This window comes from Bradyrhizobium sp. 63_E2_N1_3 (assembly GCF_052076005.1).
Classification (GTDB): domain Bacteria; phylum Pseudomonadota; class Alphaproteobacteria; order Rhizobiales; family Xanthobacteraceae; genus Bradyrhizobium; species Bradyrhizobium barranii.
Genome location: NZ_CP197235.1, coordinates 8,033,491 through 8,058,195, shown reverse-complemented (window position 1 = coordinate 8,058,195; position 24,705 = coordinate 8,033,491). Strand labels below are relative to the sequence as shown.

At 63.8% G+C, this 24,705-nt stretch carries 25 protein-coding genes; 15 read left to right on the top strand and 10 right to left on the bottom strand.

The genetic code is table 11. The features are described from left to right. Positions 1-161: 161 nt before the first annotated feature. Together AB7531_RS38315 and AB7531_RS38310 are read right to left on the bottom strand one after the other, a co-directional pair. Positions 162-629, bottom strand: a complete 468-nt coding sequence (locus AB7531_RS38315; RefSeq protein ID WP_014491890.1) for a YbaK/EbsC family protein — start codon at positions 627-629, stop codon at positions 162-164. Positions 630-670: 41 nt separating this feature from the next. Beyond that, complete coding sequence (locus AB7531_RS38310) at positions 671-1,402, bottom strand: haloacid dehalogenase type II (protein WP_063985642.1); 732 nt, start codon at positions 1,400-1,402, stop codon at positions 671-673. A gap of 533 nt (positions 1,403-1,935) precedes the next feature. Here AB7531_RS38310 and AB7531_RS38305 point away from each other — a divergent pair. Genes AB7531_RS38305 through AB7531_RS38295 form a run of 3 tightly spaced genes read left to right on the top strand, consistent with a single transcriptional unit; the run spans position 1,936 to position 3,733 of the window. Continuing rightward, positions 1,936-2,532, top strand: a complete 597-nt coding sequence (locus tag AB7531_RS38305; protein ID WP_028147969.1) for a superoxide dismutase — start codon at positions 1,936-1,938, stop codon at positions 2,530-2,532. A gap of 14 nt (positions 2,533-2,546) precedes the next feature. Further along, the gene (locus AB7531_RS38300) at positions 2,547-3,197 is read left to right on the top strand and encodes a hypothetical protein (protein WP_063985641.1); all 651 of its coding nucleotides are present in this window, start codon (positions 2,547-2,549) and stop codon (positions 3,195-3,197) included. A 38-nt stretch (positions 3,198-3,235) separates the two neighbouring features. Further along, positions 3,236-3,733 carry a GlcG/HbpS family heme-binding protein gene (locus tag AB7531_RS38295; RefSeq protein ID WP_063985640.1) on the top strand — a complete coding sequence of 166 codons (498 nt, stop codon included), beginning with the start codon at positions 3,236-3,238 and terminating at the stop codon, positions 3,731-3,733. Between the two features lie 98 nt (positions 3,734-3,831). Here AB7531_RS38295 and AB7531_RS38290 read toward each other — a convergent pair whose 3' ends face one another. Continuing rightward, complete coding sequence (locus AB7531_RS38290; RefSeq protein WP_028147972.1) at positions 3,832-4,716, bottom strand: amidohydrolase family protein; 885 nt, start codon at positions 4,714-4,716, stop codon at positions 3,832-3,834. Between the two features lie 329 nt (positions 4,717-5,045). Between AB7531_RS38290 and ykgO the strand changes: the two genes are divergently transcribed. From ykgO to AB7531_RS38275, 3 genes are all read left to right on the top strand, one after another. After that, positions 5,046-5,171: a type B 50S ribosomal protein L36 gene (gene ykgO / locus AB7531_RS38285; protein ID WP_006611362.1), complete on the top strand. Its 126-nt coding sequence runs from the start codon at positions 5,046-5,048 to the stop codon at positions 5,169-5,171. Positions 5,172-5,278: 107 nt separating this feature from the next. Beyond that, a complete protein-coding gene (locus AB7531_RS38280) occupies positions 5,279-5,935 on the top strand; it encodes a tetratricopeptide repeat protein (protein ID WP_094184308.1) in 657 nt (218 codons plus the stop codon). Positions 5,936-6,059: 124 nt separating this feature from the next. Then, positions 6,060-6,320 (top strand): hypothetical protein, encoded by a 261-nt coding sequence (locus tag AB7531_RS38275; protein ID WP_063986708.1) that lies wholly within the window; start codon positions 6,060-6,062, stop codon positions 6,318-6,320. Between the two features lie 7 nt (positions 6,321-6,327). On the opposite strand, the gene AB7531_RS38270 is transcribed toward AB7531_RS38275, so the two are convergent. Continuing rightward, positions 6,328-6,510 carry a hypothetical protein gene (locus tag AB7531_RS38270; protein ID WP_063986707.1) on the bottom strand — a complete coding sequence of 61 codons (183 nt, stop codon included), beginning with the start codon at positions 6,508-6,510 and terminating at the stop codon, positions 6,328-6,330. 328 nt (positions 6,511-6,838) lie between these two features. Between AB7531_RS38270 and AB7531_RS38265 the strand changes: the two genes are divergently transcribed. Then, on the top strand, positions 6,839-7,795 hold the full coding sequence (locus tag AB7531_RS38265; RefSeq protein WP_063985639.1) for an alpha/beta fold hydrolase: 957 nt from the start codon (positions 6,839-6,841) through the stop codon (positions 7,793-7,795). A gap of 118 nt (positions 7,796-7,913) precedes the next feature. Here the strand turns inward: AB7531_RS38265 and cycA are convergent, their stop codons facing one another. Next, positions 7,914-8,309, bottom strand: coding sequence for a cytochrome c-550 CycA (gene cycA, locus AB7531_RS38260; protein ID WP_063985638.1), 396 nt, complete (start codon positions 8,307-8,309; stop codon positions 7,914-7,916). 264 nt (positions 8,310-8,573) lie between these two features. Here cycA and AB7531_RS38255 point away from each other — a divergent pair, with 264 nt between their 5' ends. Further along, positions 8,574-10,067, top strand: a complete 1,494-nt coding sequence (locus AB7531_RS38255; RefSeq protein ID WP_063985637.1) for an FAD-linked oxidase C-terminal domain-containing protein — start codon at positions 8,574-8,576, stop codon at positions 10,065-10,067. 26 nt (positions 10,068-10,093) lie between these two features. Beyond that, positions 10,094-11,257 carry an acyltransferase family protein gene (locus tag AB7531_RS38250; RefSeq protein WP_063985636.1) on the top strand — a complete coding sequence of 388 codons (1,164 nt, stop codon included), beginning with the start codon at positions 10,094-10,096 and terminating at the stop codon, positions 11,255-11,257. 45 nt (positions 11,258-11,302) lie between these two features. On the opposite strand, the gene AB7531_RS38245 is transcribed toward AB7531_RS38250, so the two are convergent. Next, positions 11,303-11,788, bottom strand: coding sequence for a putative quinol monooxygenase (locus AB7531_RS38245; RefSeq protein ID WP_155794877.1), 486 nt, complete (start codon positions 11,786-11,788; stop codon positions 11,303-11,305). 221 nt (positions 11,789-12,009) lie between these two features. Between AB7531_RS38245 and AB7531_RS38240 the strand changes: the two genes are divergently transcribed. From AB7531_RS38240 to AB7531_RS38225, 4 genes are all read left to right on the top strand, one after another. Further along, entirely contained in the window at positions 12,010-13,248 is a 1,239-nt protein-coding gene (locus AB7531_RS38240) for an FAD-binding protein (RefSeq protein WP_063985635.1), read from the top strand. Beyond that, on the top strand, positions 13,245-14,567 hold the full coding sequence (glcF, locus tag AB7531_RS38235; RefSeq protein WP_063985634.1) for a glycolate oxidase subunit GlcF: 1,323 nt from the start codon (positions 13,245-13,247) through the stop codon (positions 14,565-14,567). The genes AB7531_RS38240 and glcF overlap by 4 nt, the downstream gene beginning before the upstream one ends. Positions 14,568-14,635: 68 nt before the next feature. Then, positions 14,636-15,010, top strand: a complete 375-nt coding sequence (locus tag AB7531_RS38230; RefSeq protein ID WP_071909499.1) for a histone — start codon at positions 14,636-14,638, stop codon at positions 15,008-15,010. Between the two features lie 451 nt (positions 15,011-15,461). After that, entirely contained in the window at positions 15,462-16,493 is a 1,032-nt protein-coding gene (locus AB7531_RS38225; protein ID WP_063985632.1) for a TorF family putative porin, read from the top strand. A 258-nt stretch (positions 16,494-16,751) separates the two neighbouring features. On the opposite strand, the gene AB7531_RS38220 is transcribed toward AB7531_RS38225, so the two are convergent. Beyond that, positions 16,752-18,515: an ABC transporter ATP-binding protein/permease gene (locus AB7531_RS38220; protein WP_063985631.1), complete on the bottom strand. Its 1,764-nt coding sequence runs from the start codon at positions 18,513-18,515 to the stop codon at positions 16,752-16,754. A 307-nt stretch (positions 18,516-18,822) separates the two neighbouring features. Between AB7531_RS38220 and AB7531_RS38215 the strand changes: the two genes are divergently transcribed. Together AB7531_RS38215 and AB7531_RS38210 are read left to right on the top strand one after the other, a co-directional pair. After that, positions 18,823-20,487, top strand: a complete 1,665-nt coding sequence (locus AB7531_RS38215; RefSeq protein ID WP_063985630.1) for an L-lactate permease — start codon at positions 18,823-18,825, stop codon at positions 20,485-20,487. 242 nt (positions 20,488-20,729) lie between these two features. Continuing rightward, positions 20,730-21,128, top strand: a complete 399-nt coding sequence (locus AB7531_RS38210) for an META domain-containing protein (protein ID WP_063985629.1) — start codon at positions 20,730-20,732, stop codon at positions 21,126-21,128. Positions 21,129-21,274: 146 nt separating this feature from the next. Here the strand turns inward: AB7531_RS38210 and AB7531_RS38205 are convergent, their stop codons facing one another. From AB7531_RS38205 to AB7531_RS38195, 3 genes are all read right to left on the bottom strand, one after another. Next, complete coding sequence (locus AB7531_RS38205) at positions 21,275-22,486, bottom strand: hypothetical protein (protein WP_063985628.1); 1,212 nt, start codon at positions 22,484-22,486, stop codon at positions 21,275-21,277. A gap of 143 nt (positions 22,487-22,629) precedes the next feature. Further along, on the bottom strand, positions 22,630-24,261 hold the full coding sequence (groL, locus tag AB7531_RS38200; RefSeq protein ID WP_063985627.1) for a chaperonin GroEL: 1,632 nt from the start codon (positions 24,259-24,261) through the stop codon (positions 22,630-22,632). A gap of 108 nt (positions 24,262-24,369) precedes the next feature. Then, complete coding sequence (locus tag AB7531_RS38195) at positions 24,370-24,666, bottom strand: co-chaperone GroES (RefSeq protein ID WP_014491914.1); 297 nt, start codon at positions 24,664-24,666, stop codon at positions 24,370-24,372. Between the last annotated feature and the right edge of the window lie 39 nt (positions 24,667-24,705).

The following is a 24,705-nucleotide window of genomic DNA, read 5'->3' as shown; positions in this document are numbered from 1 at the left end:
GCATCAGGCATCGCATCTGGCCCCATCGCGGCTCAACGACCGGTCGTCCAGTCCCGAAACCGTCATACCCGTGCAACGAATGCAGCCAGCCAGGTGCCAAAACCGACCTGGCGTGAGGTCTGCCTCCGCGCCGTGGTTCACGAGGACAGGCCGGAGCCGCCTTAAGGCCTGTGCTCGCAGACGTCGACCCATTCGGCCGCGGTGAGCTCCGCCATCCGCTCGGGTGTGATGCGCACGGCGCTGTGGGTCGAGCCTGCGGCCGGCACCACCACGTCGAACGCCTTCAGCGACACATCGCAATAAATCGGCAGCGGTGACTTCAGTCCGAACGGGCAGACGCCGCCGACCTCGTGGCCGGTGATCTCGGCAACCTCCTCCAGCCCCAGCATCTTCGGCTTGCCGCCGAACGCAGCCTTGACCTTCTTGTTGTCCATGCGCGAGGTGCCGGCGGCAACGATCAGGATCACACGCTCGCCGATGCGCAACGACAGGGTCTTGGCGATCCGGCCGGGCTCGACGCCATAGGCTTCGGCGGCCAGCGGCACCGTGGCCGAGCTGATCGGGGATTCGATGACGGAGATGTCGGGGGCTTTCTCGGCGAAGAAGGCGCGAACGGATTGAAGGCTCATTCCAAACAGCTCATTCCAGACTCATGGGCGGGCGGCGATGCTTAGGCGATCGTTGGCAGTTCCGAGAGCGCGCGGACACGATGATCCGGCGCGAACCCTAGCTCGTCCATCTGGGTCCGGATCGCCTTATACATCGTCAGCGGTGCCACGAGTTCGTTCTCGACGCAAGCCAGCGCCATCGCCTCGGGCGTCACGCGTTCGATCCAGGCGACGTTCAGCCCGAACGACTTCGCGCCGGCGACATCCCAGGGATTGGACGAGACGAACAGAACCTCATCCGGCTTGGTGCCGAACGTCTCGCCGATCAGCGTGTAGGCCTCTGGAGATGGCTTGAAGACCTTCTTTGCATCCACGCTGATGGTAGCGTCGAGCAGACGGTCGAGCCCGGAATTGCGCACGAGCGCATTCAGCATGTCCGGACTGCCATTCGAGAGGATGGCGAGCTTTCGCGGCTTCAGCGCGGCAAGCGCGGCGGCTGCATCGGGGTAGAGATCGAGATCCAGGTATTTCTCGATCACCCGCTCGAACGCTTCGCCTTCGTAGGCGAGCCCGAGCAGGCGCAGCGTATGGGCGAGCGAGTCGCGCGTGACGGCGGCAAAATCCTGGTAGCGCCGCATCAGCGAGCGCAACCAGGTGTATTCGAGCTGCTTGATCCGCCAGACCTGCGTGATGATCTCGCCATAACCCGGAAAAGCATCCTCGGTGATCTCTGCGACCGACTGGATGTCGTACAGCGTTCCGTAAGCGTCGAAGACGACGGCCTTGATGCTCATGGCTCGCTCCTTTGGGACTTTGCGGTGGCGCACGGACAATACCGAAACGGCCCGGTACTCGACAAGGTCGGAACCTTCTTCAAACAATCGTCACCCCGTCGACCTCGCGCAGCAGATTGACACTGCCGCCGGCAGGCGTTTAATTCAGGGTACGGGGATTTGCGATCTCCCCGCGAGGCGACATGCCCAAGTATCGCGTCCTGGTCACCAAGGACGCCGCATGTCTTCTTTCATCTCGATCTCATCAGAGAAATTGTCCCGTCAATTGGCGCCGCCAGCGCGCCGACCCTCGTCGATGTCCGTATCGACAAGGACCGCGCGGTCTATTTGCGCACTCGACAAGACGGCGAGCACCAAGAGCTAGCGAGCACACGGGGCAAGTCGGGGACGACGATGACGTGGAGGACTCCATGACGACGAATACCGACCGCCGAGACTTCATCAGGGGCGTGGGGGCCGCCGCGGCATCGACCGCAATACTCGCGGGGACGCAAGCCCTTGCGCAAGCCAATCAGCCAACAGGAGCCAGGCCAATGACATACCAGCCCAAGCCGATGCCGTTCGATCCGAAATCCATTGCCGGCATCTCGGAGAAGGTGCTCGTCAGCCACTACGAGAACAACTATGTCGGTGCCGTAAAGCGACTCAACGCGATCGGAACGCAACTCGCCGAGCTCGACTTCGCGAAAGCTCCGAACTTCGTCATCAACGGCCTGAAGCGCGAGGAACTCGTCGCGTCAAACTCGATGATCCTCCACGAAATCTATTTCGACGGGCTCGGCGGTGCCGGCAAGCCGAGCACACCACTTGCCGACGCGATCGCGCGCGACTTCGGCAGCATGGAGCGGTGGCGCGCGGAGTTCTCCGCCATGGGCAAGGCCGAAGGCGGCGGCTCCGGCTGGGTGATTCTTTCCTACTCACCGCGCGACAAGCGGCTGGTCAATCAGTGGGCCGCCGACCACACGACGACGCTGGCCGGCGGACGCCCCGTGCTGGTGCTCGACATGTATGAGCACGCCTATCATATGGATTATGGCGCGGCGGCCGCGAAGTATGTCGACATCTACATGGAAGCGATCAAGTGGGACAACGCTGCAACACTGTACGATCAATACAGGCGGGAAGCTTAGACGTCGTGCAAAAAATGAGCGTAGCGCTCTTGGGGGCGGCGTTGTTCCTATTGTTGGTGGGAGGAAACGCGATGGCAGAAACTGTAAATTTTGACAACGCAGCAACCGGCGCAGCGCCCGAAGGCTGGACTCTGACGATGACGGGTCGTGGCCAGCCCAAATGGACGGTCGAGGTGGAGTCGACGGCGCCAAGCAAGCCGAACGTCCTGAAACAATCCGGTCAGGCGACGTTTCCAGTGGCGCTCAGGAACGGTACCAGCATCCTGGACGGGTTTGTCGAGGTCAAGTTCAAGGCGATCGCAGGCTCCGAGGATCGTGCGGCCGGTATTGTCTGGCGCGCAAAGGATGCCGACAATTACTATGTCGTGCGGGCCAACGCGCTTGAAGACAATGTTGTGCTCTACAAGACGATCAAGGGTGTTCGCAGCGCGCTCGATATTGTCGGCCGGAAAGGCGGCTATGGCGTCAAGGTATCGGTGCCGTCAGGTCAATGGCATTCCCTACGTTGCGAATTCGCGGGAAAGCTATTCAAGGTGACGTATGACGGCAAGCCGATGTTCGAGGTGGAGGACGAATCGATCAGGGACGCCGGCATGATCGGCTTGTGGACCAAGGCCGACAGTGTCACCGTATTCGACGACCTGACATACGGTGCGCTGAACTAGGTTAACATCGGCGTCGACCCGCTCACGTCGGAGAAACCATGCTCGCTCGAACCCTGCTTGCGGCCACCGTCCTGTTGATGCTCGCGCACCCGGCAACGGCGCAGGAGCCGCTCGCGACCTACAAATCCCTGAGTCCTGAGCTGGCGCTTGATCTGGCCCGGGCATCGCTTGCCGATTGCCGATCACGCGGGTACCAGGTCGCCGTCGCGGTCGTCGATCGCTTCGGGGGGACACAGGTGATCCTTCGTGACAGGTTCGCAGGTGCTCACACCGTTTCAACGGCCTCGGGCAAGGCGTGGACCGCAGCAACATTCCGTACCAGCACCACCGAACTGAATGCCGTCAGCCAACCTGGCATGATGCAGGCCGGTATCCGCAATCTCCCCGGCACGGTCATTATAGGTGGCGGATTGATTGTCGAAGCGGGCGGTTCGCTGGTCGGAGCCGTCGGTGTGTCTGGGGCGCCCGGCGGTGATGCTGACGAAGCCTGCGCCAGGGCCGGAATCGACGCCATACGCGACAAGCTGGAGTTTTAGGGCCGCCTTGCCCGCCTCAGCGAGGCCTCGAGCGCCTGAGCGTGAGGGCTTCGGCAACCGGTCGAAGCCCTCAATGCGCCGTGGCGATGAGTACGCGGCTAGATCCCCAGCAGCCTGCGCGCGTTGGCCTTCAGCACCTTCGGCCGGATCTCGTCGCGGATCTCGATTTTTGCGAAGTCCGACAGCCAACGGTCCGGCGTGATCACCGGCCAGTCCGAGCCGAACAGCATCTTGTCCTGAAGGATCGAGTTGATGTAGCGCACCAGGATCGGCGGGAAATACTTTGGCGACCAGCCCGAGAGGTCGATGTAGACGTTCGGCTTGTGAGTCGCGACCGAGAGCGCTTCCTCCTGCCAGGGGAAGGAGGGGTGGGCGAGGATGATCTTGAGGTCGGGGAAGTCAGCCGCGACGTCGTCCATGTACATCGGGTTGGAATATTTCAGCCGCATGCCCATGCCGCCGGGCATGCCGGAGCCGACACCGGTCTGGCCGGTGTGGAACAGCGCGATCGCGCCGCCATTGTTGATCTCTTCGTAGAGCGGATAGGCCATGCGGTCGTTGGCGTAGAAGCCCTGCATGGTCGGATGGAATTTGAACCCGCGGACGCCGTATTCCTCGATCAGCTTGCGCGCCTCGCGCACGCCGAGCTTGCCCTTGTGCGGGTCGATCGAGACGAAGGGGATGAGGACGTCGAGATGGTCGGAGGCGATCTCCAGCATCTCCTCATTTTTGTAGCGGCGGAAGCCGGTCTCGCGCTCGGCATCGACAGGGAAGATCACGGCTGCGATGTTCTTGGAGCGATAGTAGGCCGCGGTCTCCGGCACGGTCGGCGGATGCTTGTGCGGCGACTTGAAATAGTCCGCCATCTGCGCCTGGAAGTCGTCATAGCCGTCGTCGGGATGGGTGCCGCAGGGCTCCTCGGCGTGGGTGTGGATGTCGATGGCGACGACATCGTCGATGTTGGGCAGCTTCAGCTTCGGCATTGGTTTCCTCCCGACGGGTTGTCGAATTGATTATATGATATAACGAATTTGGCAAGGCACGTCGTCGAAGCGAAGCCCCAAGTCGACAAATGCGTAGATCGGGCCGATCCGGCCGTTTCTACTTGCTTTCTACTTTGCATGGGGTTGTTTTCCAGAATTTGCTGGTCCGGAACCGGGCAGTTAACATTGACATCCGGTCCTCCCATGCCTTAAGAACCGCCCCGTCCCGGGCGGTCGGTCCGCCAGCGGGAAAGATCTCATTTTGCCACATTCGCGCGTGCCGAAACGGTAGTGCCGAACACGGCCTTTCGAACGTTCAGGATTCTGCCATGAAGGTCCGTAACTCGCTGAAATCGCTGCGCGGTCGCCATCGCGCCAACCGCCTGGTCCGCCGCAAGGGCCGGGTCTATGTGATCAACAAGGTGCAGCGCCGCTTCAAGGCTCGCCAGGGCTGATATTGCCCTCGCGGTCGCCTCGCGCGCGCCCCGCAAGACCACGGCTCACACGAGTTTGACGCCGCCTTTGCTTTGCAAGGGCGGCTTTGCGCGTCTAGACTTTGGCCATGGCAGTGAGATTCTTGGCAGTGAGCTTCCCTTTCGCGCGCACCCTGTGTCTGGCCCTTGTGCTGGGCGCCACTGGCCTTACGCCAGCCCTGGCGCAGAAAGAGCTGCCTGCCCCTCCCGGCAAGGAACAGAAGAAGCTGCCGGAGGCGCCGGCCAAGCTGCCCAAGGTCGACCGCAGCAAGAATCTCGATTTCCTGTTCGGCGCGCTGAAGGCCGCGCCGGACGAGGCCAGCGCCAAGCATGTGGAGGCACGGATCTGGGCGATCTGGATCCAGACCCCGAGCGACACCGCATCGCTGTTGATGGCGCGGGCCAAGACCGCGGTCGACGCGCAGAAGATCGACATTGCGATCAAGCTGCTGGATTCGGTCATCAAGCTCAGGCCCGACTACATCGAGGCCTGGAACCGGCGCGCCACGCTCTACTACATGCAGAATGACTACGGCCGCTCGCTTGCCGACATCCGCGAGGTGCTGATCCGGGAGCCGCGCCATTTCGGCGCGCTCGCAGGCCTCGGCATGATCATGCAGGAGGTCGGTGACGAGAAACGTGCGCTTGAGGCCTACCGCAAGGCGCTGGCCGTCAATCCGCACCTCGAGAAGATCCCCGAGCAGGTCAAGGCGCTGACCGAGAAGGTCGAAGGCCGCGACATCTAGCGGACAAGTTGATCATTTCCCGAGTGATTGCGGCGTGCGCGGATTAACCACGATCACATGTGCGGTGTTCTCAGGGGTATTGTTGAAGCGCGCGCAGGCCTACCTGCATGGCAGGAGCACGGCCATGAAGCGTTTGATCTTTGCAGGTGTATTGCTGCTCGCGTCGGGCTCGATGAGCCTCGCCGACGGCTTGTTCTGGGTGGTCGGCAATCGCGCCACCGGCAAATGCAACATCGTAACCAGCAATCCCGTGATCATCGGCGACATCTGGTTCGGCGACGGTCCCTACACGTCCAGGGCCGATGCCAAGCTTGCCCGTTCGACGATCCGCGCCTGCCCTGCGGTCACACCCGACGAGGAAAAGGACGAGGACGGAACGAACTAGCCTGCACTTAGTGCAGGACGCTACCGGCGCGCTCGACAAGGCCGTGATCGGCGGCCGCGGCGTAAGCCTTTGCAAGCTCCGTCTCGAGATGCTCGTTGATCAGAAGCAGTGCCCGCACTGCACCGCGCAGGTCACCGTTGCAGCTCGCCACGATCTCGTCGATCGCAGTGTCTTTGGATCTGAAGCTCATCGACATTCTCCGGTTCAAATCAGGACACATCCTGCCGGCCTTCCCGCATCCCCTTGGAGTTTGCGAGGAGGATCGGCGCCCACCCGCGCCTAGATGGCGGAACCGACCGTGGCGATTATATGGAAGCCGCGATGACGACTGCATGAAGCTGGTCCGAGGCTTGCGCGCTGTGGGGAATACCATTGATTTTATTGACTTTTTTCATGCTCGAATTATGCACATATCCACAGCCCCGGCTTTTCAAGTGGAGCGCCGGGTTCCACGGAGCGAAACTGCCGCCCGCTAGTCTCGTAACTGCCAGGTGCCCTGGATCGCCCGGATTCTCTCCATGATCGTGATGTCAGTCGTGACCGCGCTGGTTCTGCTGGCGCTGGCCACGCAGGCCGGCGTCCTTGCCGTGCAACGCGCCTTTCCGCCTCAGGGCCGGATGGTCGAGGTCGACGGCGCTGTGCTTCACGTCGTCGATATCGGTCCGCGCGGTTCAGGCGTGCCGATCGTGATGCTGCACGGCGCGAGCTCCAATCTCGAAGCGATGCGGCGTCCGCTCGGCGACCTCCTGGCCAAAGACCATCGCGTCATCCTGATCGACCGTCCCGGTCACGGCTGGAGCACGCGGATGCGGCGGCAGGATTCGACGCCGCAGATCCAGGCCCGGATGATTGACGAGGCGCTTCGTAAGCTCGGGATCGATCGCGCGGTCTTCGTCGTGCATTCCTGGAGCGGTGCGCTCGGCGCGCGGATCGCGCTCGATCATCCCGGCCGCGTCGCCGGTCTCGTCATGCTGGCGCCGGTGACCCATCCCTGGCGCGGCGGCGTCGGCCGCTACAACGAGATCATCGCAACGCCGGTGATCGGCCCGCTGCTCGCCTACACCATCACGCTGCCGATGGGGTATTTCGTTGCCGAGGCCGGCGCGCGCAGCGTCTTCGTGCCGCAGACCATGCCGGATGGCTTCGTGCAGGACTCCGCGACGCCGCTATTGCTGCGCCCGCGCGAGTTCATCGCCAATGCCTACGATTTGGTGACGCTGAAGGAAGCGGTGACGGCGCAGGCTGCGCGTTACGGCGAGATCAAGGCGCCGGTCACGATCATCGCCGGCGAGCCCGACAAGACGGTGAAGACCGGCATCCACGCGCGTCCCTTCGCCGCGATGGTGCCGGGTGCAAAGCTGATCGTGCTGCCCGATCTCGGCCACATGGTGCAGAACGCTGTGCCGGATCTGGTGAAGACGGAGATCGAGACGATGATCGGGAAAATCGTCCCGGCGCAGGCGGCCGCCGATTAAAGCGTTTTCGAGCGAAGTGGATACCGGTTCGCGTGAAGAAAACGCGTCAAAACAAGAAGCCCGAGCTTCGGTTCTGACTCAATCAGAACCGAAGCTCGGGCGGCCGCCGTTCACGCGCTTACTGCTTGATTTTCCCGTCCTTGTCGAACTGCGCGACGAAGGACCAGAGATTGTTGATCTCGTTCTCATTCTTGATGCCGGCGAACGCCATCTTGGTGCCGGGGATCTTGGCCTTGGGGTCCTTGATGTATTCCTTGAACGTGGCTTCGTCCCAGGTGATGCCGGAATTCTTGTTCGCATCCGAATAATTGTAGTCCGGCGCGGTGCCTGACTTGCGGCCGTTGAGGCCGTTGAGCTCGGGGCCGACCTTGTTCTTGGCGCCTTCGCCGATGGCGTGGCAGGCCAGGCATTTGTTGAACGACGATTTGCCGGCCGCAACATCCTGCGCCATCGCGGCGGGTGCGGTGGCAGTCACGGTGAGGATCATCAGTGCGCCAAAAGTCAGTTTTGTCATCGGGTGCTCTTCGTCTCTTCCCTGGTGGGTCTAGGCTGGTCGGTCTTGCCTGGTCGGCAAACGACGGACCCGCCGGTTTTGGCAGGCCCGCCCGGCTTGGACAAGCCGCGAAACCATGACAGGTTTCATGCTGTCCTACTTGTCCCAGAGCGAACTCGCCGAAGATGGCCGCTCCGACTTTCGGATGGCCTACCCAAACAGGCGCGGACGTGGTTGATTTGCCGCGATAATTTGATCGTGGGCTACGAGTCGGAAGGATATGTTATGGCCATCATGATGCCCGCGAGCGACCAGACCGTGCTGGCGCGCCGCGCTGAGATCGTGGCTGCATTGCGCGCAATCGTGCCCGGCGAGGGCGTGATCGACAGCGCCTCCGAGATGCGGGCCTACGAATCCGACGGGCTGACGGCCTATCGGCAACCGCCGATGGTCGTGGTGCTGCCCGACACCACCGAGCAGGTCTCGCTCGTCCTGAAATATTGTGCCGGGCAGGGGATCAAGGTGGTTCCGCGCGGCTCCGGCACTTCGCTGTCCGGGGGCGCGCTGCCGCTGGAAGACGGCGTGCTGCTCGGGCTCGGCAAGTTCAAGCGGATCCGCGAGATCGATTTCGACAACCGCGTCGTCGTCACCGAGCCCGGCGTCACCAATCTCGCCATCAGCCAGGCGGTCGCGCATGCCGGCTTCTACTACGCCCCCGATCCGTCCTCGCAGATCGCCTGCTCGATCGGCGGCAATGTCGCGGAGAATTCCGGCGGCGTGCACTGCCTGAAATACGGCATGACCACCAACAACGTGCTCGGTTGCGAGATTGTCCTGATGAGCGGCGAGATCCTGCGCATCGGCGGCAAGTCGGCGGAGAACACCGGCTACGACCTGATGGGCGTCATCACCGGCTCGGAAGGTCTGCTCGGGGTCATCACCGAGATCACGGTGCGCATCCTGCAAAAGCCGGAGACGGCGCGGGCGCTGATGGTCGGCTTCGCGCAGGTTGAGGCGGCCGGCGAATGCGTGGCGCGCATCATCGGCGCCGGCATCATTCCCGGCGGCATGGAGATGATGGACAAGCCGGCGATCCACGCCGCCGAGGCCTTCGTTCATGCCGGCTATCCGCTCGACGTCGAAGCGCTGCTCATCATCGAGCTCGACGGTCCCAAGATCGAGGTCGACGAGCTGATCACGCGCGTCGAGACCATTGCGAATGCTTGCGGCTCGACCACCTGCCAGATCTCGACCTCCGAGGCCGAGCGCAATTTGTTCTGGGCCGGCCGCAAAGCGGCGTTTCCGGCCGTTGGCCGCATCTCGCCCGATTATCTCTGCATGGACGGCACGATCCCGCGCGGCGCGCTGCCGAAGGCGCTCGCCCGCATCCGCGAACTGTCGGAAAAGTACCAGCTCGGCTGCGCCAACGTGTTCCACGCCGGCGACGGCAATCTGCATCCGCTGATCCTCTACGATGCCAACAAGCCCGGCGAGATCGAGCGCGCCGAGGCCTTCGGCGCCGACATCCTGCGCGCCTGCGTCGAGTTCGGCGGCGTGCTCACCGGCGAGCACGGCGTCGGCATCGAGAAGCGCGACCTGATGCCGGAGATGTTCACCGAGATCGACCTCAACCAGCAGCAGCGCCTGAAATGCGCTTTTGACGCGCAGGGCCTGCTCAATCCCGGAAAGGTGTTTCCGACCTTGCATCGCTGCGCCGAGCTCGGCCGCATGCATGTGCACGCCGGGAAGGTGGCGTTTCCGGACATTCCGCGGTTCTGACGGTCGATACCCGGCATGGCGGCGACATGGCGGACGTTCGGATCAGTGTGACGAAAGAAGCGCCGGGCAGGCCGCTGGCGAAGTCGCGCCTGTTGTTTATCGACAACATCCGCTGGTCGATGATCATTCTCGTGCTGAGCATGCACGCAGCCGACACGTACAGTCCGTTCGGCAATTGGTACTATGTCGACCGGCGGGAGACCGGCTTCGGCACGGCCCTCTTCTTCGGCATCTATCAGAGCTTCCTCCAGGCCTTCTTCATGGCCGCGCTATTCTTCATCGCCGGCTATTTCGCTGTCGGCGCCTTCGATCGGAAAGGACTTTCGAAATTTGCACGTGATCGGCTGATCAGGCTCGGCTTGCCGACTTTGCTCTACATGTTGATGATCGGCCCACTGACGCAGTATTTTCTGTCATGGACTTGGGGCAAGGGCGGTTTCGGCCATCAATGGCTGACCCATCTGATGGACGGCGAATGGCTTTCCGAGACGGGACCGATGTGGTTTTGCGCGGTGCTGCTGTTGGTCTCGCTCCTCTATGGCCTGATCCGCCAGACCGGATGGCGGGAGCCCAAGGTTGCGCTGTGCGGCACGGGGATTGTTCTGTTCGTTGCGGCCATGGCGGCACTCACCTTCGGCGTTCGCATCGCCATCCACGCCGATACCTCCGTGCTCAACGTTCACCCCGGCGATCTCCCGCAATACGCTCTCATGTTCGCGGCCGGCGCCGTCGGCTCTCGCGGCAATTGGATGCTTGGGCTTGCCGAGCGCTCCTGTATCCGCTGGGGACTGCTCGCGCTGTCGCTCTCTGTGCCGCTGTTTGCAGCGCTCGTGCTGTTCGGGGGAGGCCTGCAGGGGGACACCGCGCTCTATGCAGGCGGCTTCAACGTCGTCAGTGCCGGGAAGTGCCTGTGGGAGGCGCTGGTCTGCGTCGGCATGGGTCTCTTGATGCTGGCCGTCTACCGCCGCTATTTCGACGAGCAAGGGCCGGTCGCCAAATGGCTCTCGGACAACGCCTTCGGCGTCTACCTGATCCATCCGCCGATCCTGGTCGGCTTTGCCCTGCTTCTGCACGCACTGCCGCTCTTCGCACTCACGAAGGCGCTCCTGCTGACCATGTTGGCCGCGATCGGCAGCTTGGCCGTCTCGGCACTGATCCTGCGCAGATCGCCGCTGCGCGCGATCATATAGTCGTATGCCGCGGTCCGGATCGAACCGCGGCGTACGAGCTGGTGCTTACATGAGTGCGTATTGAGCCCGTTCCCGCTTCGCCAGCAGCGGCAGGGCTTCGCCGGCGATCCAGGTCTTGAAATGTGCGCTCTCCTGATGCGCCTTGAAAGCCGCCTCGTCGCGGAACAGCTCGTAGAACAGGAACTGGGCCGGATTGTCCCTGGCGCGCGAGATCAGGAACAGCTTGACGCCGTCCTCGCGCTGCGCCTCCGGCAGGAAGCGGTCGAGGATCGCGGCGACCTTGTCGGCCTCACCGGGCTTGGCCTCCCATTGCGCGACGACGAGCAGGCCGCCGCCGTCGACGGCGTCGCTGAGGGATTTCTGCGTGGCATAGTGGTTCATGGTCCTTGCTCCTTGCTGCTGGGCTTGAGATGACGCCGCCGCCCATGGCGAGAGATAGATCGCCAGGACGGCTCCGAAGGCCCGGATCACCGACCTGCGGCTGAACGCTTCGTGGACGCGCGGCACCAGCCGCTGATGTGTCGATCGCATGCTTGTCTCCATCGGTTGGCCTCGATCGCGATCGGCGCAAGCTTGTAGCGAGGGCCTGCCGGCTTTGGTTCGCCGCTGGTCGAAGTGTCGATGTCGTGAACGCTTCGATCATGATCGAGGCGTCGTGGTCGCCCGTGCAGGATCCCCGACTGCACCGGCGCTGATCGCCAGCGTCACGCCGCATTTGATTTTGGCGGCGAATTTCGCTACCGCCTTTTCCCGTGGATACGCTCAGGGTCAGAGACGCCAAAGACGTCGAAGAGGTGGTGCGCGCGGCGATTGCCAACGAGCAGCCGCTCGAGATCATCGGTCATGGCAGCAAGCGCAGCATTGGCCACACGATGGCGACCAACGCCGTGCTCGACCTCTCCGCGCTGAATGCCGTCACCTCCTACGAACCCAACGAGCTGATCGTCACGCTCCAGGCCGGCGCCCCGCTGGCCGACGTGCTGTCGCTGATCGATGCCAAGAACCAGCAATTCGCCTTCGAGCCGATGAATACGGCGCCGCTGCTCGGCACGCCCGCGTTGGGCACCATCGGCGGCATGATCGCGGCCGGCCTCGCCGGTCCGCGGCGGATCAAGGCGGGCGGGGCGCGCGATCACCTGCTCGGGGCGCACGCCGTCTCCGGTTTCGGCGACAGCTTCAAGACCGGCGGCAAGGTGGTGAAGAACGTCACCGGCTACGACCTCTGCAAGCTGCTGGCGGGGTCCTGGGGCACGCTGTCGGTGATGACCGAGGTCACGCTCAAGGTGATGCCGAAGCCCGAAGCGGAGCGGACGCTGCTGCTGCGCGGGCTCGACGATGCCGCCGCCAACAAGGCGATGACCGCGGCGCTCGGCTCGCCCTTCGACGTCTCTGCTGCCGCGCATCTGCCGAAATCGGCGTTCCGGGCGAAGACCGACGGGCTTGGCGACATCGCCAGCCAGGGCGAAGCGCTGACCGTGCTGCGGCTCGAGGGCATCACGGCGTCCGCCGCGCACCGCGCCGGCTCGCTGCGCGAATTGCTGGCGCCGTTCGGAACCGCGACGCTGGTCGAGGATGTGGCCTCCGCCGCATTGTGGGCCACGATCCGCGACGTCCTGCCGTTCGCGGCCGGCGGTGCAGTTGGGGCCTGGCCGGTGTGGCGGATCGTCTGTCCGCCGGCTTCCGGCGCGGCGCTCGGGACCCAGCTGGCGCGCGAGACCGGCGGCGACATCATCTACGATTGGGGCGGCGGCCTGATCTGGGCCGCGCTGCCGCCGAAGGCCGACGCGCATGCCCCGGCCGTGCGCCAGCGCGCGGATGCGGTCGGCGGGCACGCCACGTTGATCCGGGCGGCCGAGGACGTCAGGCGCGGTGTGGACGTATTCCATCCGCAGGCGCCCGGCGTCGCCGCGCTGAGCGATCGGGTCCGCGCCAGTTTCGATCCGAAAACCATTCTCAACCGGGGGCGGCTGACGCGGGGCGCTGCGGCATGAAGACCGAATTCTCACTGGCGCAGCTCGCCGACCCCGACATCGCGGAAGCCGACAAGATCCTGCGCGCCTGCGTCCATTGCGGCTTCTGCACTGCAACCTGTCCGACCTATGTGCTGCTCGGCGACGAGCTCGATAGCCCGCGCGGCCGCATCTACCTGATCAAGGAGATGCTGGAGAAGGACCAGACCCCGACGGCCGAGGTGGTCAAGCATGTCGACCGCTGCCTGTCGTGTCTGTCCTGCATGACGACCTGTCCCTCAGGGGTGAACTACATGCATCTCGTCGACCAGGCCCGGGTCAGGATCGAGCAGCGCTACCAGCGGCCGCTGACCGAGCGGCTGTTGCGCCAGGTGCTGGCCTTTGTCCTGCCGAATCCGCAGCTCTTCCGCACCAGCATGTGGCTGGCGCGGCTCGCCCGTCCGCTTGCCGTATTCCTGCCGACGCCGCGGCCGTCGGCGACGCCCGGCCTGATCCAGCGCCTCAAGGCGATGCTGGCGCTGGCGCCGAACCGTCTGCCGTCGCCGGGCCCGCTCCCCGGCAGCGTATTCGCGGCACTCGGCAAGAAGCGCGGCCGGGTCGCGCTGCTGCAGGGCTGTGCCCAGCAGGTGCTGGCGCCGCGCATCAACCAGGCCGCCATCAGCCTCCTCACCCGCCACGGCATTGAGGTTGTCCTGGTCCGGGACGAGCAGTGCTGCGGCGCGCTGACCCATCATCTGGGCAACGACCAGGATGCGTTGGCGCGGGCCCGCGCCAACGTCGCGGCGTGGCGAAAGGAAGCGGCCGGCGAGGGGCTCGACGCCATCCTGGTGACGGCCTCCGGCTGCGGCACGGTGATCAAGGACTACGGCTATCTCCTGCGCGAGGACACGGCGTTTGCCGCCGATGCGGCGCAGGTGTCCACGCTCGCCAAGGACATCACCGAATTCGTCGCCGGCCTCGAGCTCGTGACCACTACGCGACAGGACAACATCGTCGTCGCCTATCACTCCGCGTGTTCGTTGCAGCACGGCCAGAAAATCACGGGCCTTCCGAAAGAATTGCTTTCCAAGAATGGATTCGTGGTGAAAGATGTGCCGGAGAGCCATTTGTGTTGCGGCTCGGCGGGGACCTACAACATTCTCCAGCCCGAGCTTGCGGGCCGGTTGCGCGACCGCAAGGTCGCCAACATCGCAAGCGTCAAGCCGGACATGATTGCCGCGGGCAATATCGGCTGCATGGTGCAGATTGCCAGTGGCACGTCAGTTCCGGTCGTACACACGATTGAGCTTCTCGATTGGGCTACGGGCGGGTCGCGGCCGGCATTGAATGCCTCGAGCTAGCCTTCGTCCGGAGGTGACGGCTGAAGACGCCCGATCGACCATTGTTCGGCGGCAACAGGAGGACCACGATGGCGAAAGCGAAGAAGAAAAAAAGCAAGAAGGCCAAAAAGGCCAAGAAGGCTGTAGCGGCGAAGAAGACCGCGAAGAGGGCAGCCAAGAAGTCCGCGAAAAAGTCTGCCAAGAAGTCTGCGAAGAAATCTGCCAGGAAGGCCGCCCCGAAGAAGGCCGCCAAGAAGGCTGCGAAGAAGTCGGCCAAGAAGGCTGCCAAGCCGGCTGCACCGAAGAAGGCCGCAAAGAAAGCGGCACCGAAGAAGGCGAAGGCAGCTCCTGCGCCGAAGCCCTCAGCGCCGGTGGCGGCTCCGGCTCCGGAGCCCGCCGCCGAGACAAGCTGGGCGATGCCTTCGTCTTCTGCGGAGCCGACGCCGGCTGAGGGGCAAGGTTAGGCCCCGAGGTAGGGTCCAAGGATAGGCCCAAAGTCAGGTCCAAGGTGAGGGCAAAGGCTGGGTCCATCCCGACGACAACGACCGACAACAGTAAGGCCGCAGCGGTGACGCTGCGGCCTTTTTGTATCGTCGCAATGGTCGCGGTCTGGTTGTCGTTTCTCACGTCAGTCCGATTCGTGGCACAGGCACCACTGCACCGGCGGCTCCCGTACTAATCCGGGCGGCTCTGTGCACTTTGGAATGCAAATAATGTGATCAAGAAGCAACACAGGCGGACAACCTTTTGTAGAAGTGTCAGAACGCCTAAAAAGTCGGCAGATGCTCGTGATTTTTGCTTCACGGTTCGCATCCTCCCAGCCAGATTGTCGCGGTAACGAAATTTTGCAGTCAGGTCGTACGGCCCGGGGGGCTTCCGGGAAACCGACTGGGTGAACTGGTGATGGGGATTGAAATGAAAAAAGTGGCTTTGTTGGCAACGGCGCTGGCAATGGTGACGGGTTCGGCTTTCGCGGCAGACATGCCGGTCAAGGCTCTGAAGGCCCCGCCGCCGCCCGCCTTTGACCCCTGGGATGTCGCCTTCGGCGCCGGCATCATGAGCGATTACATCTTCCGCGGCGTTACTCAGTCGAACCACAATCCGTCGGTCGCCGCCTATTTCGAGCCGCGCTACAACGTCAACAAGGACCTCCAGCTCTACGTCGGTGCGTCCGCGGAGAGCATCTCGTTCCCGAACCGCGCCGCGGCTGAAGTCGACATCTACGGCGGTATCCGCCCGACCTTCGGCATGTTCGCCTTCGACTTCGGTATCTGGGGCTACCTCTATCCGGGCGGAAGCTGCTTCGGTTCGCAGGGCACCCTCGCCCAGGGCAATTGCGGCACCGGCCTCGACAATTCGCAGGGCGCGATCGGCCTGCCGATCAACGGCAACTTCGCCAAGAAGGACGCAAGCTTCTACGAAGTCTATGCCAAGCTGAATCTCAATATCAACGATCAGTGGGTCGTTGGCTTCAACGAGTACTATTCGCCGAACTTCCTGAACCTCGGCGCCTGGGGCAACTACGCCTCGATCACCGCCAAGTGGACCGCGCCGAGCACCACGTTCGGTGCCAGTGGCGTCGGCATGTATGTGTCGGGTGAATTCGGCCGTCAGTGGCTCGGCACGTCCGACATCTTCTACGGCATTGCCGGCGACCCGCTGTACTCCAACGGCATCAAGGAGCCGAGCTACAACACCTGGAACGTCGGCGTCGGCTTCACCTACAAGGTGTTCACGCTCGATCTGCGCTACTACGACACCGACCTCTCGAAGGGTAACTGCAACGCCTTCACCAGCGACTTCTCGGCCACCAACTCCAGCCCCGGTTTTGTGACGCCGATCAATGGCGGCGCGAACGCGGGCACGGCGTTCGGCTCCAACTGGTGCAGCGCGGCCGGCGTTGCCAAGCTCTCGGTCGACCTGACGGCGATGACCAACCTGAAGTAAGTTTCTTCCCGAGACGACCTAACGAGGGCGGCAGAGCAATCTGCCGCCCTTTTGCTTTGGGCGTAGGGTCGTCTGTGAGAGCGCTCGGCCTGCATTGGTTCGAGACGCGCCGTAAGGGCGGCGCTCCCCACCATGAGGGTCTAGGATCTTGCCGCGAGACAGACCTCATCCTGAGGAGCCCGCCGGAGGCGGGCGTCTCGTAAGGATGGCTGCAACGAAGGTCCTGTCGAGGCTAGCCTCAGGCTTGGTTGTGCCGCCTCAGCTCGCCACGGTCGGCTCCGCCTGGGCCGGCTCGCCGTCCTTGCCGAGAACGTGGATCTCGCCGTCCTTCACCAACGCCACCTTGCGGGTGTGGAAGGCGTCGAGCGTCGAGCGGTGGCCGATCGAGACGATGGTGGCCTGCGGCAGCTTCTCCGCCAGCAGCCGGTACAGCCGGGCTTCCGATGGTTCGTCCAGCGACGCCGTGGCCTCGTCGAGGAACAGATAATCCGGCACGTGCAGCAGGGCGCGCGCGAGCCCCAGGCGCTGCTGCTCGCCGAGCGAGAGCGTCCTGTTCCAATGACCGTCCTCGTCGAGTCGCTCGGCCAGCTTCGGCATGCCGACCGCAATGAGTGCGTCCCGGATTTTCTCCGATGCGACGGCGCCATGTTCTGCCGGGTAGATGACCGCGTCGCCTAGCGGGCCGATCGGGAAGTAGGGGCGCTGCGGTAGCATCATCAGCTTCGATTTCCCGGGTATGGCGATGGTGCCGGTGCCGAACGGCCAGACGCCGGCGATGGCCCGGAAAAGCGTCGACTTGCCGGAGCCCGACGGCCCGGTCACCAAGACCCGCTCCGCCGGTTGGATCGTGAAGGCATCGGCTGCGACCAGAGGCGCACCGTTCGGTAGCTTCACGAGCAGCTGCTTGAGCGCGATCGCCGTCGTGCTGCCAGATGGTGCAAGGCCGATGGTCGGCTCATGCGTCGGCGGGTGTGCGGCCGAGGCCACCGACATCTCGAAGCCGTCGAGACGGGCGACGATCGCGCGCCATTCCGCCAGCGCCCGGTAGGCCACCACGAAGAACGACAGCGCACCCTGGACGCTCGAGAAGGCCGATGCCGTCTGCATCATGTCGCCGAGCTGGATCTTCTTGGCGAAGAAGGCTGGCGCCACCAGCACGTAGGGAAAGATCACGGCAGCCTGCTGATAGCTCGCCGTGAACGCAGTGAGGCGCTTGGTCCGGCTCATGATGGCGTACCAATTGCCGATCACGAAGCCAAAGCGACGGAAGAGACCGCCGCGTTCGGCACCCTCGCCCTTGAGCAGCGCGATCTGCTCGGAATTCTCGCGGACGCGGACGAGGTTGAAGCGGAAGTCGGCCTCATAGCGCTGCTGCTCGAAATTGAGATTGACCAGCGGGGCGCCGATCCAGTGCGTCAACGCGGTGCCGAAGATCGCGTAGATCAGCGCGCCCCAGCACAGGTAGCCGGGGATCATGAGATCGGTGCCGAACAGGTGCAGCGGCGCGGCGTTGGACAGGCCCCAGAGGATGATCACGAAGGAGAACAGCGTCACGATCGACGAGAGCAGGCCCAGTCCGATCGTCAGGGTCTGCTCGACGAAGTTCTTGACGTCGTCGGTGATGCGCTGGTCCGGGTTGTCGGCCGCATCGCCCTTGAGCTGCATGCGGTAATGCGTCGAGCCGTCGAGCCATTCGCGGAGATAGTGTTGGGTGAGCCACTGCCGCCAGCGGATCTGGAGCCACTGGTTCAGGTACAGCTTGTAGACCGCCAGCGCGATCGCCGTGAAGGCGAGGCCGATGAAGATCCAGATCTGCGTGACGAAGGCGTCCCAGTCGCTGTTCTGGAGCGCGCTGTAGAACCGGTTCTGCCACTGGTTCACCAGCACGTCGATCGCGACCAGCGCCAGCTCGATCGCGATCACGGCGGCGAGCAGGCCGCGGCCGACCCACTTGTCCTCCGATCGGAAATAGGGGGCGGCGATTCGCCAGACGATCGCGAGCGTGGCGCTGATGTTCTTCACAGAGCTCTGTCTCCTGAGGGGATGTGCACAACGCCCATAGGCCAAATGGCTGTGGCAACGGCAGAAAGCGCTTAGACTAAAGTCGCAAGTTCAGCAATTTGCGTTGGCTTGTCGCAGCTTGCAACCCTAGCATGGGTACAACGGCGCGGGGTGGGGGCCTCCGGGACTTCGCGGGCTTGTGAGCGGACGGGAACCGCCGCACTCGCGAGGAATTCGCGTCCAGCTCGGGGGTTATCGCTTCCAGCGTCAAGCAGGCTCGGCTGTCCACGCGGGCCGCCTGCCGCAACAGGCGTGGGGGAGGAAGACCATGTGGAATCAAGTCTATGACCCGCTGCACAGTCCGGTGCTGTCGACGATCGCAGCGGCAATACCCGTCGTCACGCTGCTGATCCTGATCGCGAGCGGTCGCGTCCAGGCCCATATTGCTGCAATCATCGCCGTGATCGTGGCCAACCTGATCACGATCTTCGTGTTCACCATGCCGGCGAACATGTCGATCCGCGCCTCGATCCTCGGCATCGTGACCGGCTTCTTCCCGATCGGCTGGATCGTTCTCAACGTCATCTTCCTCTACCAGGTGACGGTGACCACCGGGCGCTTCGAGCTGCTCAAGCGCGCGGTCGGCGGCGTCACCGAGGACCGGCGGCTGCAATTGCTGCTGATCGCGTTCTCCTTCGGCGCGTTCTTCGAGGGAGCCTCGGGCTTCGGCACGCCGGTCGCCATCACGGGCGCCGTGCTGATCGGGCTCGGCTTCTCGCCGCTCGCGGCCTCCGGCCTGTCGCTGATCGCCAATACCGCGCCGGTCGCTTTTGGCGCGCTGGGCACGCCGATCCAGGGTCTTGCCTCGGTCACCGGGCTTGATCCCTACATCCTCGGCGCGATGGTCGGACGGCAGTTGCCGATCTTCTCTCTGATCGTGCCGTTCTGGGTGGTGTGGGCCTTCGCAGGTTGGAAGGGCATGAAGGATGTCTGGCCGGCGATCCTCGTCACCGGTGTGTCGTTTGCGGTCCCGCAATTCGTGATCTCGAACTTCATCAATCCCTGGATTGTCGACATCGGGGCGTCGCTGATCTCTATGGGCGCGCTGATCCTGTTCCTGAAGGTCTGGCAACCGAGGCAGCTCTGGCTGTCGCCGGCGCTGCGCGGCCGCGATGAATCGGCCGCCACGATGGCCGCGGCCAAGCCGCTCGATAAGACGCCGCTGACGCAGAGCGAGCTCTTCAGCGCGCTGCTGCCATGGATCATCGTCTGCATCGTGATGCTGGTCTGGGGCAACGGCGGCTTCAAGACCTGGGCGAACTCGATCTTCACCTGGAACTATCCCGTTCCCGAGCTGCATCAGATGATCAACAAGATGCCGCCGGTCGCGCCAGGGCCGACCAAAGAGAGCGCGGTGTTCGGCTTCACCTATCTCTCGTTCACCGGCACGGGCATGTTGATCGCCGCAATCATCTCAGGCTTCCTGATGGGCGTCGGTCCCGGCAGGCTGCTGATCCAATACGGCCGCACCATACGGCTCTGCGCGATCTCGCTGATCACGATCTCGGCGATGCTCGCAATCGGCACGCTGACGCGGCTCTCCGGCGTCGACGCAACGCTCGGCCTCGCCTTTGCCGCAACCGGCGTGCTCTATCCCTTCTTCGGCACGCTGCTGGGCTGGCTCGGCGTGGCGCTGACGGGGTCGGACACCGCTTCCAACGTGCTGTTCGGCAATCTCCAAAAGATCACGTCCGAGCAACTCGGCCTGTCGCCGATCCTGATGGCCGCGGCCAACTCGTCCGGCGGCGTGATGGGCAAGATGATCGACGCGCAATCGATCGTCGTCGCCTCCACTGCCACCAACTGGTACGGCCATGAGGGCACGATCCTGCGCTTCGTGTTCTGGCACTCGATCGTGCTGGCCTCTCTGGTCGGCCTGTTCGTGACGTTGCAGGCCTATGTCTGGCCGTTCACGGCGATGGTGCTGAAGTAGCAGACCACGCCACGCTTCAACGCAAATCCCCGCAGGGCTTCGCCGCCTTGCGGGGATTTTTGCATCTAAAGCATGATCCGGAAAAGTGCGAAGCGGTTTTCCGAAAAAATCATGCTCAAACAACAAGCTGAAGCACGATGACGATTCGTCCCAATCTCATCGCGCTTTAGCCTCCGCGAACCTTCTCAACGGCGCCGCCGTCTTATAGAAGGTGCCGCAAATCAGGTCGGTCGAGAGGTCTCATGGTTTCGCTAAAGCAGATGGCGTGTTTGGCGGTTGCAATGCTCGCGATGTCCACGCTGGCGCGTGCAGAGGACGGTTTTCCGTTCGGTACCGAGATGACGCTGGAGGCCCTGCCGCAGCCGGGATCGAAGCGGATTCCGAACATCGAGATCGGCGACAATGGCGAAGTCGTGCTGGAGCTCTGGTGCAAGGGCGGCAAGGGCCAGTTCTCGGTCGCCGGCAACACGGTGATCTTCGTCCCCGGCCAGATCCAGGACCGTTCCTGTCCGCCGGCCAGGGCGCAGGCCGACGACGAACTCGTCGCGTCGCTCAGCAGCGTCGAGACCTGGAAGCGTCAGGGCGACGTACTGACACTGATCGGTCCCAAGCCGCTGCGCTTTCGCACGACGGGGAATTAGGTCTCGTGTCCCGGACGCGCTGCAGCGTGCAACGCTGCTGCGCAGAGCCGGGACCCAGACTCGATCGGCGACTTCGCTTGCGGCCTCTGGGCCCCGGCTCAGCAGCGCATCACTGACGTGCTGCGCTGCGTCCGGGGCACGAGAGCCTACTTCCACACCGACTTGTCGGCGTCCCAGCGCTGGCCTTTCAGCTCTTTCGCGAGGGCCTCGATCGAGCCGTTGTCGTCGGGCTGATCGCCTTCCTCGTCGGCCGAAGCGTCGTCCGAGAGATTGAGCTTGGCGCCGCTGCTCTCATCGGCGGTCGTGGTCGAGGGGCTGCCGATCCAAAGCATCAGTTTGTCGGTCGTGCCGGGCTTGTCGGGCGAGATGAGGCCTGCAACCTCGATCGTGTCGGTGAGCTCGAGTGCCGGAAAATCCTGGTTCGGTCGCTTGAAGACGAGCTTGAGCTTGCCGGTGGCCGGGTTGAAGCTGTGCGAGACCTGCTTTGCCGCAAGCGTCCGGCTCATCACGCCGGCGACGGCTGAGGCGAGCTTGTCACGGCTGATCTTGTCGCCGTCGCGCCAGTCGGCTGCGGGAAAGCGGATGGTGCGGTCCATCTCGGTCATGCCCGCGGTCCAGCCCGCCGCGGTGACGCCGGGCATCGCCTTGAACTTCGCCAGCAGCGCGCCGGCGCGTTCCGGATCGACCGACATGTTGATGGTCTGCTCGCCGGCACGCAGCGCGTCGCAGCCGACGGTCAGGCTCGCCAGCGTCACCTCGACGTCCTGGCCCTTCAGGCTCTTCAGGAACTCGGTCGCCGCATCCAGCTTGACCTTGACCGCGATCGCTTCCGGAGAGACGTCGGTGAAATCCTTCGGCTGCGGCGTGATGCCGTCGTCGGAGGTCTGGTTGTCCTGAAATTCCTTCTCGCTGAGATCGGAATTGTCGGGCGAGGTGACCTCGGTCACGGCCTGGCCGATCGCGATCTGGCCGCGGAACTCGAACGTGTCGCCGGACTGTTTGCGCAGCAGCTTGACGGTGACGGGCGCCTTCTCGCCGAGGCTCTGCGTCGTGCCCGTCAGGTTCTGGCCCGCGACCTGGAGATTGACGACGAAGCGGTCCTTGCGGTCGGAATTCTTTGCGACGGGATAGCAGACGTCGAGCACGGCCGCCGTCACCGTCTTGCCCTGCCGCGTCTCCTTCAGGATCACGTCGGCATTGCCGTCCATCAGGCCGTCGATCGAGGTGAAATAGCGGGTCTCCGTCCCGCCCGGCGCCGCGGCCTTCGGCGACAGCTTCATCTGGGCCGATGCGACATCGGGCGAGACGGCAAGCAGGGCCGCCAAAAGGGCTGTCGAACAAACCAGAAGCGCACGCATCGATGAATCCTCGCGCAATCGAATCGGCGCGCCACCGTAGTGGGTTTTGGCCGCCGGTTGAATTGGAAAGCAGAAGGGGCAGGGTCGGCAAAAAAGAAGGCCGCCCGGAGGCGGCTTTCGCAACATTGTAACGGAACGGAGGCTTAGAAGCCGCCCATGCCGCCGCCGCCCGGCATGGCGGGCGGAGCTTCCTTCTTCGGCGTTTCGGCGACCATGGCCTCGGTGGTCACCAGCAGGCCGGCCACGGACGAGGCGTCCTGCAGCGCGGTGCGGACCACCTTGGCGGGATCGATGATGCCCTTCTCGACCATGTCGACATAGTCCTCGTTCTGGGCGTCGAAGCCGAAGGTCTCGGACTTGTTCTCCAGGATCTTGCCGACCACGATCGAGCCTTCCACGCCCGCGTTCTCGGAGATCTGGCGGATCGGGGCTTCCAGCGCCTTCAGCACGATGTTGATGCCGGCCTGGACGTCGGCATTGGCGTTGGTGAGACGGCCCACCGCCTTCTTGGCGCGCAGCAGCGCGACGCCGCCGCCGGGGACGATGCCTTCCTGCACCGCGGCGCGGGTGGCGTTGAGCGCGTCCTCGACGCGGTCCTTCTTCTCCTTGACCTCGATCTCGGTCGCGCCGCCGACGCGGATCACCGCGACGCCGCCGGCGAGCTTGGCGAGGCGCTCCTGGAGCTTCTCACGGTCGTAGTCCGAGGTGGTCTCCTCGATCTGGGCCTTGATCTGGCCGACGCGGGCCTCGATCTCCGGCTTCTTGCCGGCGCCCTTGACGATCGTGGTGTTCTCCTTGTCGATCACGACCTTGCCGGCGCGACCGAGCATCTTCACCGTGACGTTCTCGAGCTTCATGCCGAGGTCCTCGGAGATGAGCTGGCCGCCGGTGAGGATCGCGAGGTCCTCGAGCATGGCCTTGCGGCGGTCGCCGAAGCCCGGCGCCTTGACGGCGGCGACCTTCAGGCCGCCACGCAGGCGGTTGACGACCAGGGTGGCCAGCGCCTCGCCCTCGACGTCCTCGGCGATGATGACGAGCGGCTTGCCCGACTGCACCACGGCTTCCAGCACCGGCAGCATGGCCTGCAGGCCGGACAGCTTCTTCTCGTGCAGGAGGATGTAGGCGTCCTCGAGCTCGGCGGTCATCTTCTCGGCGTTGGTGACGAAGTAGGGCGACAGATAGCCGCGGTCGAACTTCATGCCCTCGACGATGTCGACCTCGGTGTCGAGTGACTTGTTCTCCTCGACGGTGATGACGCCCTCGTTGCCGACCTTCTGCATCGCCTGGGCGATCATCTTGCCGATGGCGGCATCGCCGTTGGCCGAGATGGTGCCGACCTGGGCGACCTCGGAGGAGGCGGCGACCGGCTTGGCGCGCTTTTCAATGTCCTTGATCACCGCTGCAACCGCGATGTCGATGCCGCGCTTGAGGTCCATCGGGTTCATGCCGGCGGCAACCGCCTTGGCGCCTTCGCGCACGATGGCCTGGGCCAGCACGGTCGCGGTGGTGGTGCCGTCGCCGGCGAGGTCGTTGGTCTTGGAGGCGACCTCACGCAGCATCTGGGCGCCCATGTTCTCGAACTTGTCCTCGAGCTCGATCTCCTTGGCGACGGTGACGCCGTCCTTGGTGATGCGGGGCGCGCCGAAGCTCTTCTCGATGACGACGTTGCGGCCCTTCGGACCGAGCGTCACCTTGACGGCGTTGGCGAGAATGTCGACGCCGCGCAGCATGCGATCGCGCGCGTCTCCGGAAAACTTGACGTCTTTGGCAGCCATTTCTTCAATCCCTCGTGTTTCGTGATGTGTTTGCCGCTTGCGGAATGACCGAATGCCCGGATCGCGCGATCCGGGCATGACATTCAGCGGCTGTTCAGGCTGACGGCCTTAGGCCATGACGCCCATGATGTCCGACTCCTTCATGATCAGGAGCTCTTCGTTGTCGATCTTGACCTCGGTGCCCGACCACTTGCCGAACAGCACGCGGTCGCCGACCTTGAGGTCGATCGGGATCAGCTTGCCGGCCTCGTCGCGGCCGCCGGGGCCGACGGCGACGACCTCGCCCTGGGACGGCTTTTCCTTGGCGGTGTCCGGAATGATGATGCCGCCCTTGGTCTTTTCCTCGGCGTCGATACGTTTGACCACGACACGGTCATGCAGCGGACGAAATTTGGATTTAGCCATGACGTTTCCCTTTGGAGGCTCGCTTCGGAAGGAATGGAA

Coding starts and splice junctions, on each gene's coding strand:
- AB7531_RS38305 (WP_028147969.1), top strand. CDS start 1,936: ATGACATACCAGCCCAAGCCGATGCCGTTCGATCCGAAATCCATTGCC.
- AB7531_RS38195 (WP_014491914.1), bottom strand. CDS start 24,666: ATGGCTAAATCCAAATTTCGTCCGCTGCATGACCGTGTCGTGGTCAAA.
- ykgO (WP_006611362.1), top strand. CDS start 5,046: ATGAAGGTCCGTAACTCGCTGAAATCGCTGCGCGGTCGCCATCGCGCC.
- AB7531_RS38215 (WP_063985630.1), top strand. CDS start 18,823: ATGTGGAATCAAGTCTATGACCCGCTGCACAGTCCGGTGCTGTCGACG.
- groL (WP_063985627.1), bottom strand. CDS start 24,261: ATGGCTGCCAAAGACGTCAAGTTTTCCGGAGACGCGCGCGATCGCATG.
- AB7531_RS38275 (WP_063986708.1), top strand. CDS start 6,060: ATGAAGCGTTTGATCTTTGCAGGTGTATTGCTGCTCGCGTCGGGCTCG.
- AB7531_RS38295 (WP_063985640.1), top strand. CDS start 3,236: ATGCTCGCTCGAACCCTGCTTGCGGCCACCGTCCTGTTGATGCTCGCG.
- AB7531_RS38280 (WP_094184308.1), top strand. CDS start 5,279: ATGGCAGTGAGATTCTTGGCAGTGAGCTTCCCTTTCGCGCGCACCCTG.
- glcF (WP_063985634.1), top strand. CDS start 13,245: ATGAAGACCGAATTCTCACTGGCGCAGCTCGCCGACCCCGACATCGCG.
- AB7531_RS38265 (WP_063985639.1), top strand. CDS start 6,839: ATGATCGTGATGTCAGTCGTGACCGCGCTGGTTCTGCTGGCGCTGGCC.
- AB7531_RS38270 (WP_063986707.1), bottom strand. CDS start 6,510: ATGAGCTTCAGATCCAAAGACACTGCGATCGACGAGATCGTGGCGAGC.
- cycA (WP_063985638.1), bottom strand. CDS start 8,309: ATGACAAAACTGACTTTTGGCGCACTGATGATCCTCACCGTGACTGCC.
- AB7531_RS38250 (WP_063985636.1), top strand. CDS start 10,094: ATGGCGGACGTTCGGATCAGTGTGACGAAAGAAGCGCCGGGCAGGCCG.
- AB7531_RS38310 (WP_063985642.1), bottom strand. CDS start 1,402: ATGAGCATCAAGGCCGTCGTCTTCGACGCTTACGGAACGCTGTACGAC.
- AB7531_RS38300 (WP_063985641.1), top strand. CDS start 2,547: ATGAGCGTAGCGCTCTTGGGGGCGGCGTTGTTCCTATTGTTGGTGGGA.
- AB7531_RS38205 (WP_063985628.1), bottom strand. CDS start 22,486: ATGCGTGCGCTTCTGGTTTGTTCGACAGCCCTTTTGGCGGCCCTGCTT.
- AB7531_RS38245 (WP_155794877.1), bottom strand. CDS start 11,788: ATGCGATCGACACATCAGCGGCTGGTGCCGCGCGTCCACGAAGCGTTC.
- AB7531_RS38210 (WP_063985629.1), top strand. CDS start 20,730: ATGGTTTCGCTAAAGCAGATGGCGTGTTTGGCGGTTGCAATGCTCGCG.
- AB7531_RS38230 (WP_071909499.1), top strand. CDS start 14,636: ATGGCGAAAGCGAAGAAGAAAAAAAGCAAGAAGGCCAAAAAGGCCAAG.
- AB7531_RS38290 (WP_028147972.1), bottom strand. CDS start 4,716: ATGCCGAAGCTGAAGCTGCCCAACATCGACGATGTCGTCGCCATCGAC.
- AB7531_RS38225 (WP_063985632.1), top strand. CDS start 15,462: ATGAAAAAAGTGGCTTTGTTGGCAACGGCGCTGGCAATGGTGACGGGT.
- AB7531_RS38255 (WP_063985637.1), top strand. CDS start 8,574: ATGGCCATCATGATGCCCGCGAGCGACCAGACCGTGCTGGCGCGCCGC.
- AB7531_RS38315 (WP_014491890.1), bottom strand. CDS start 629: ATGAGCCTTCAATCCGTTCGCGCCTTCTTCGCCGAGAAAGCCCCCGAC.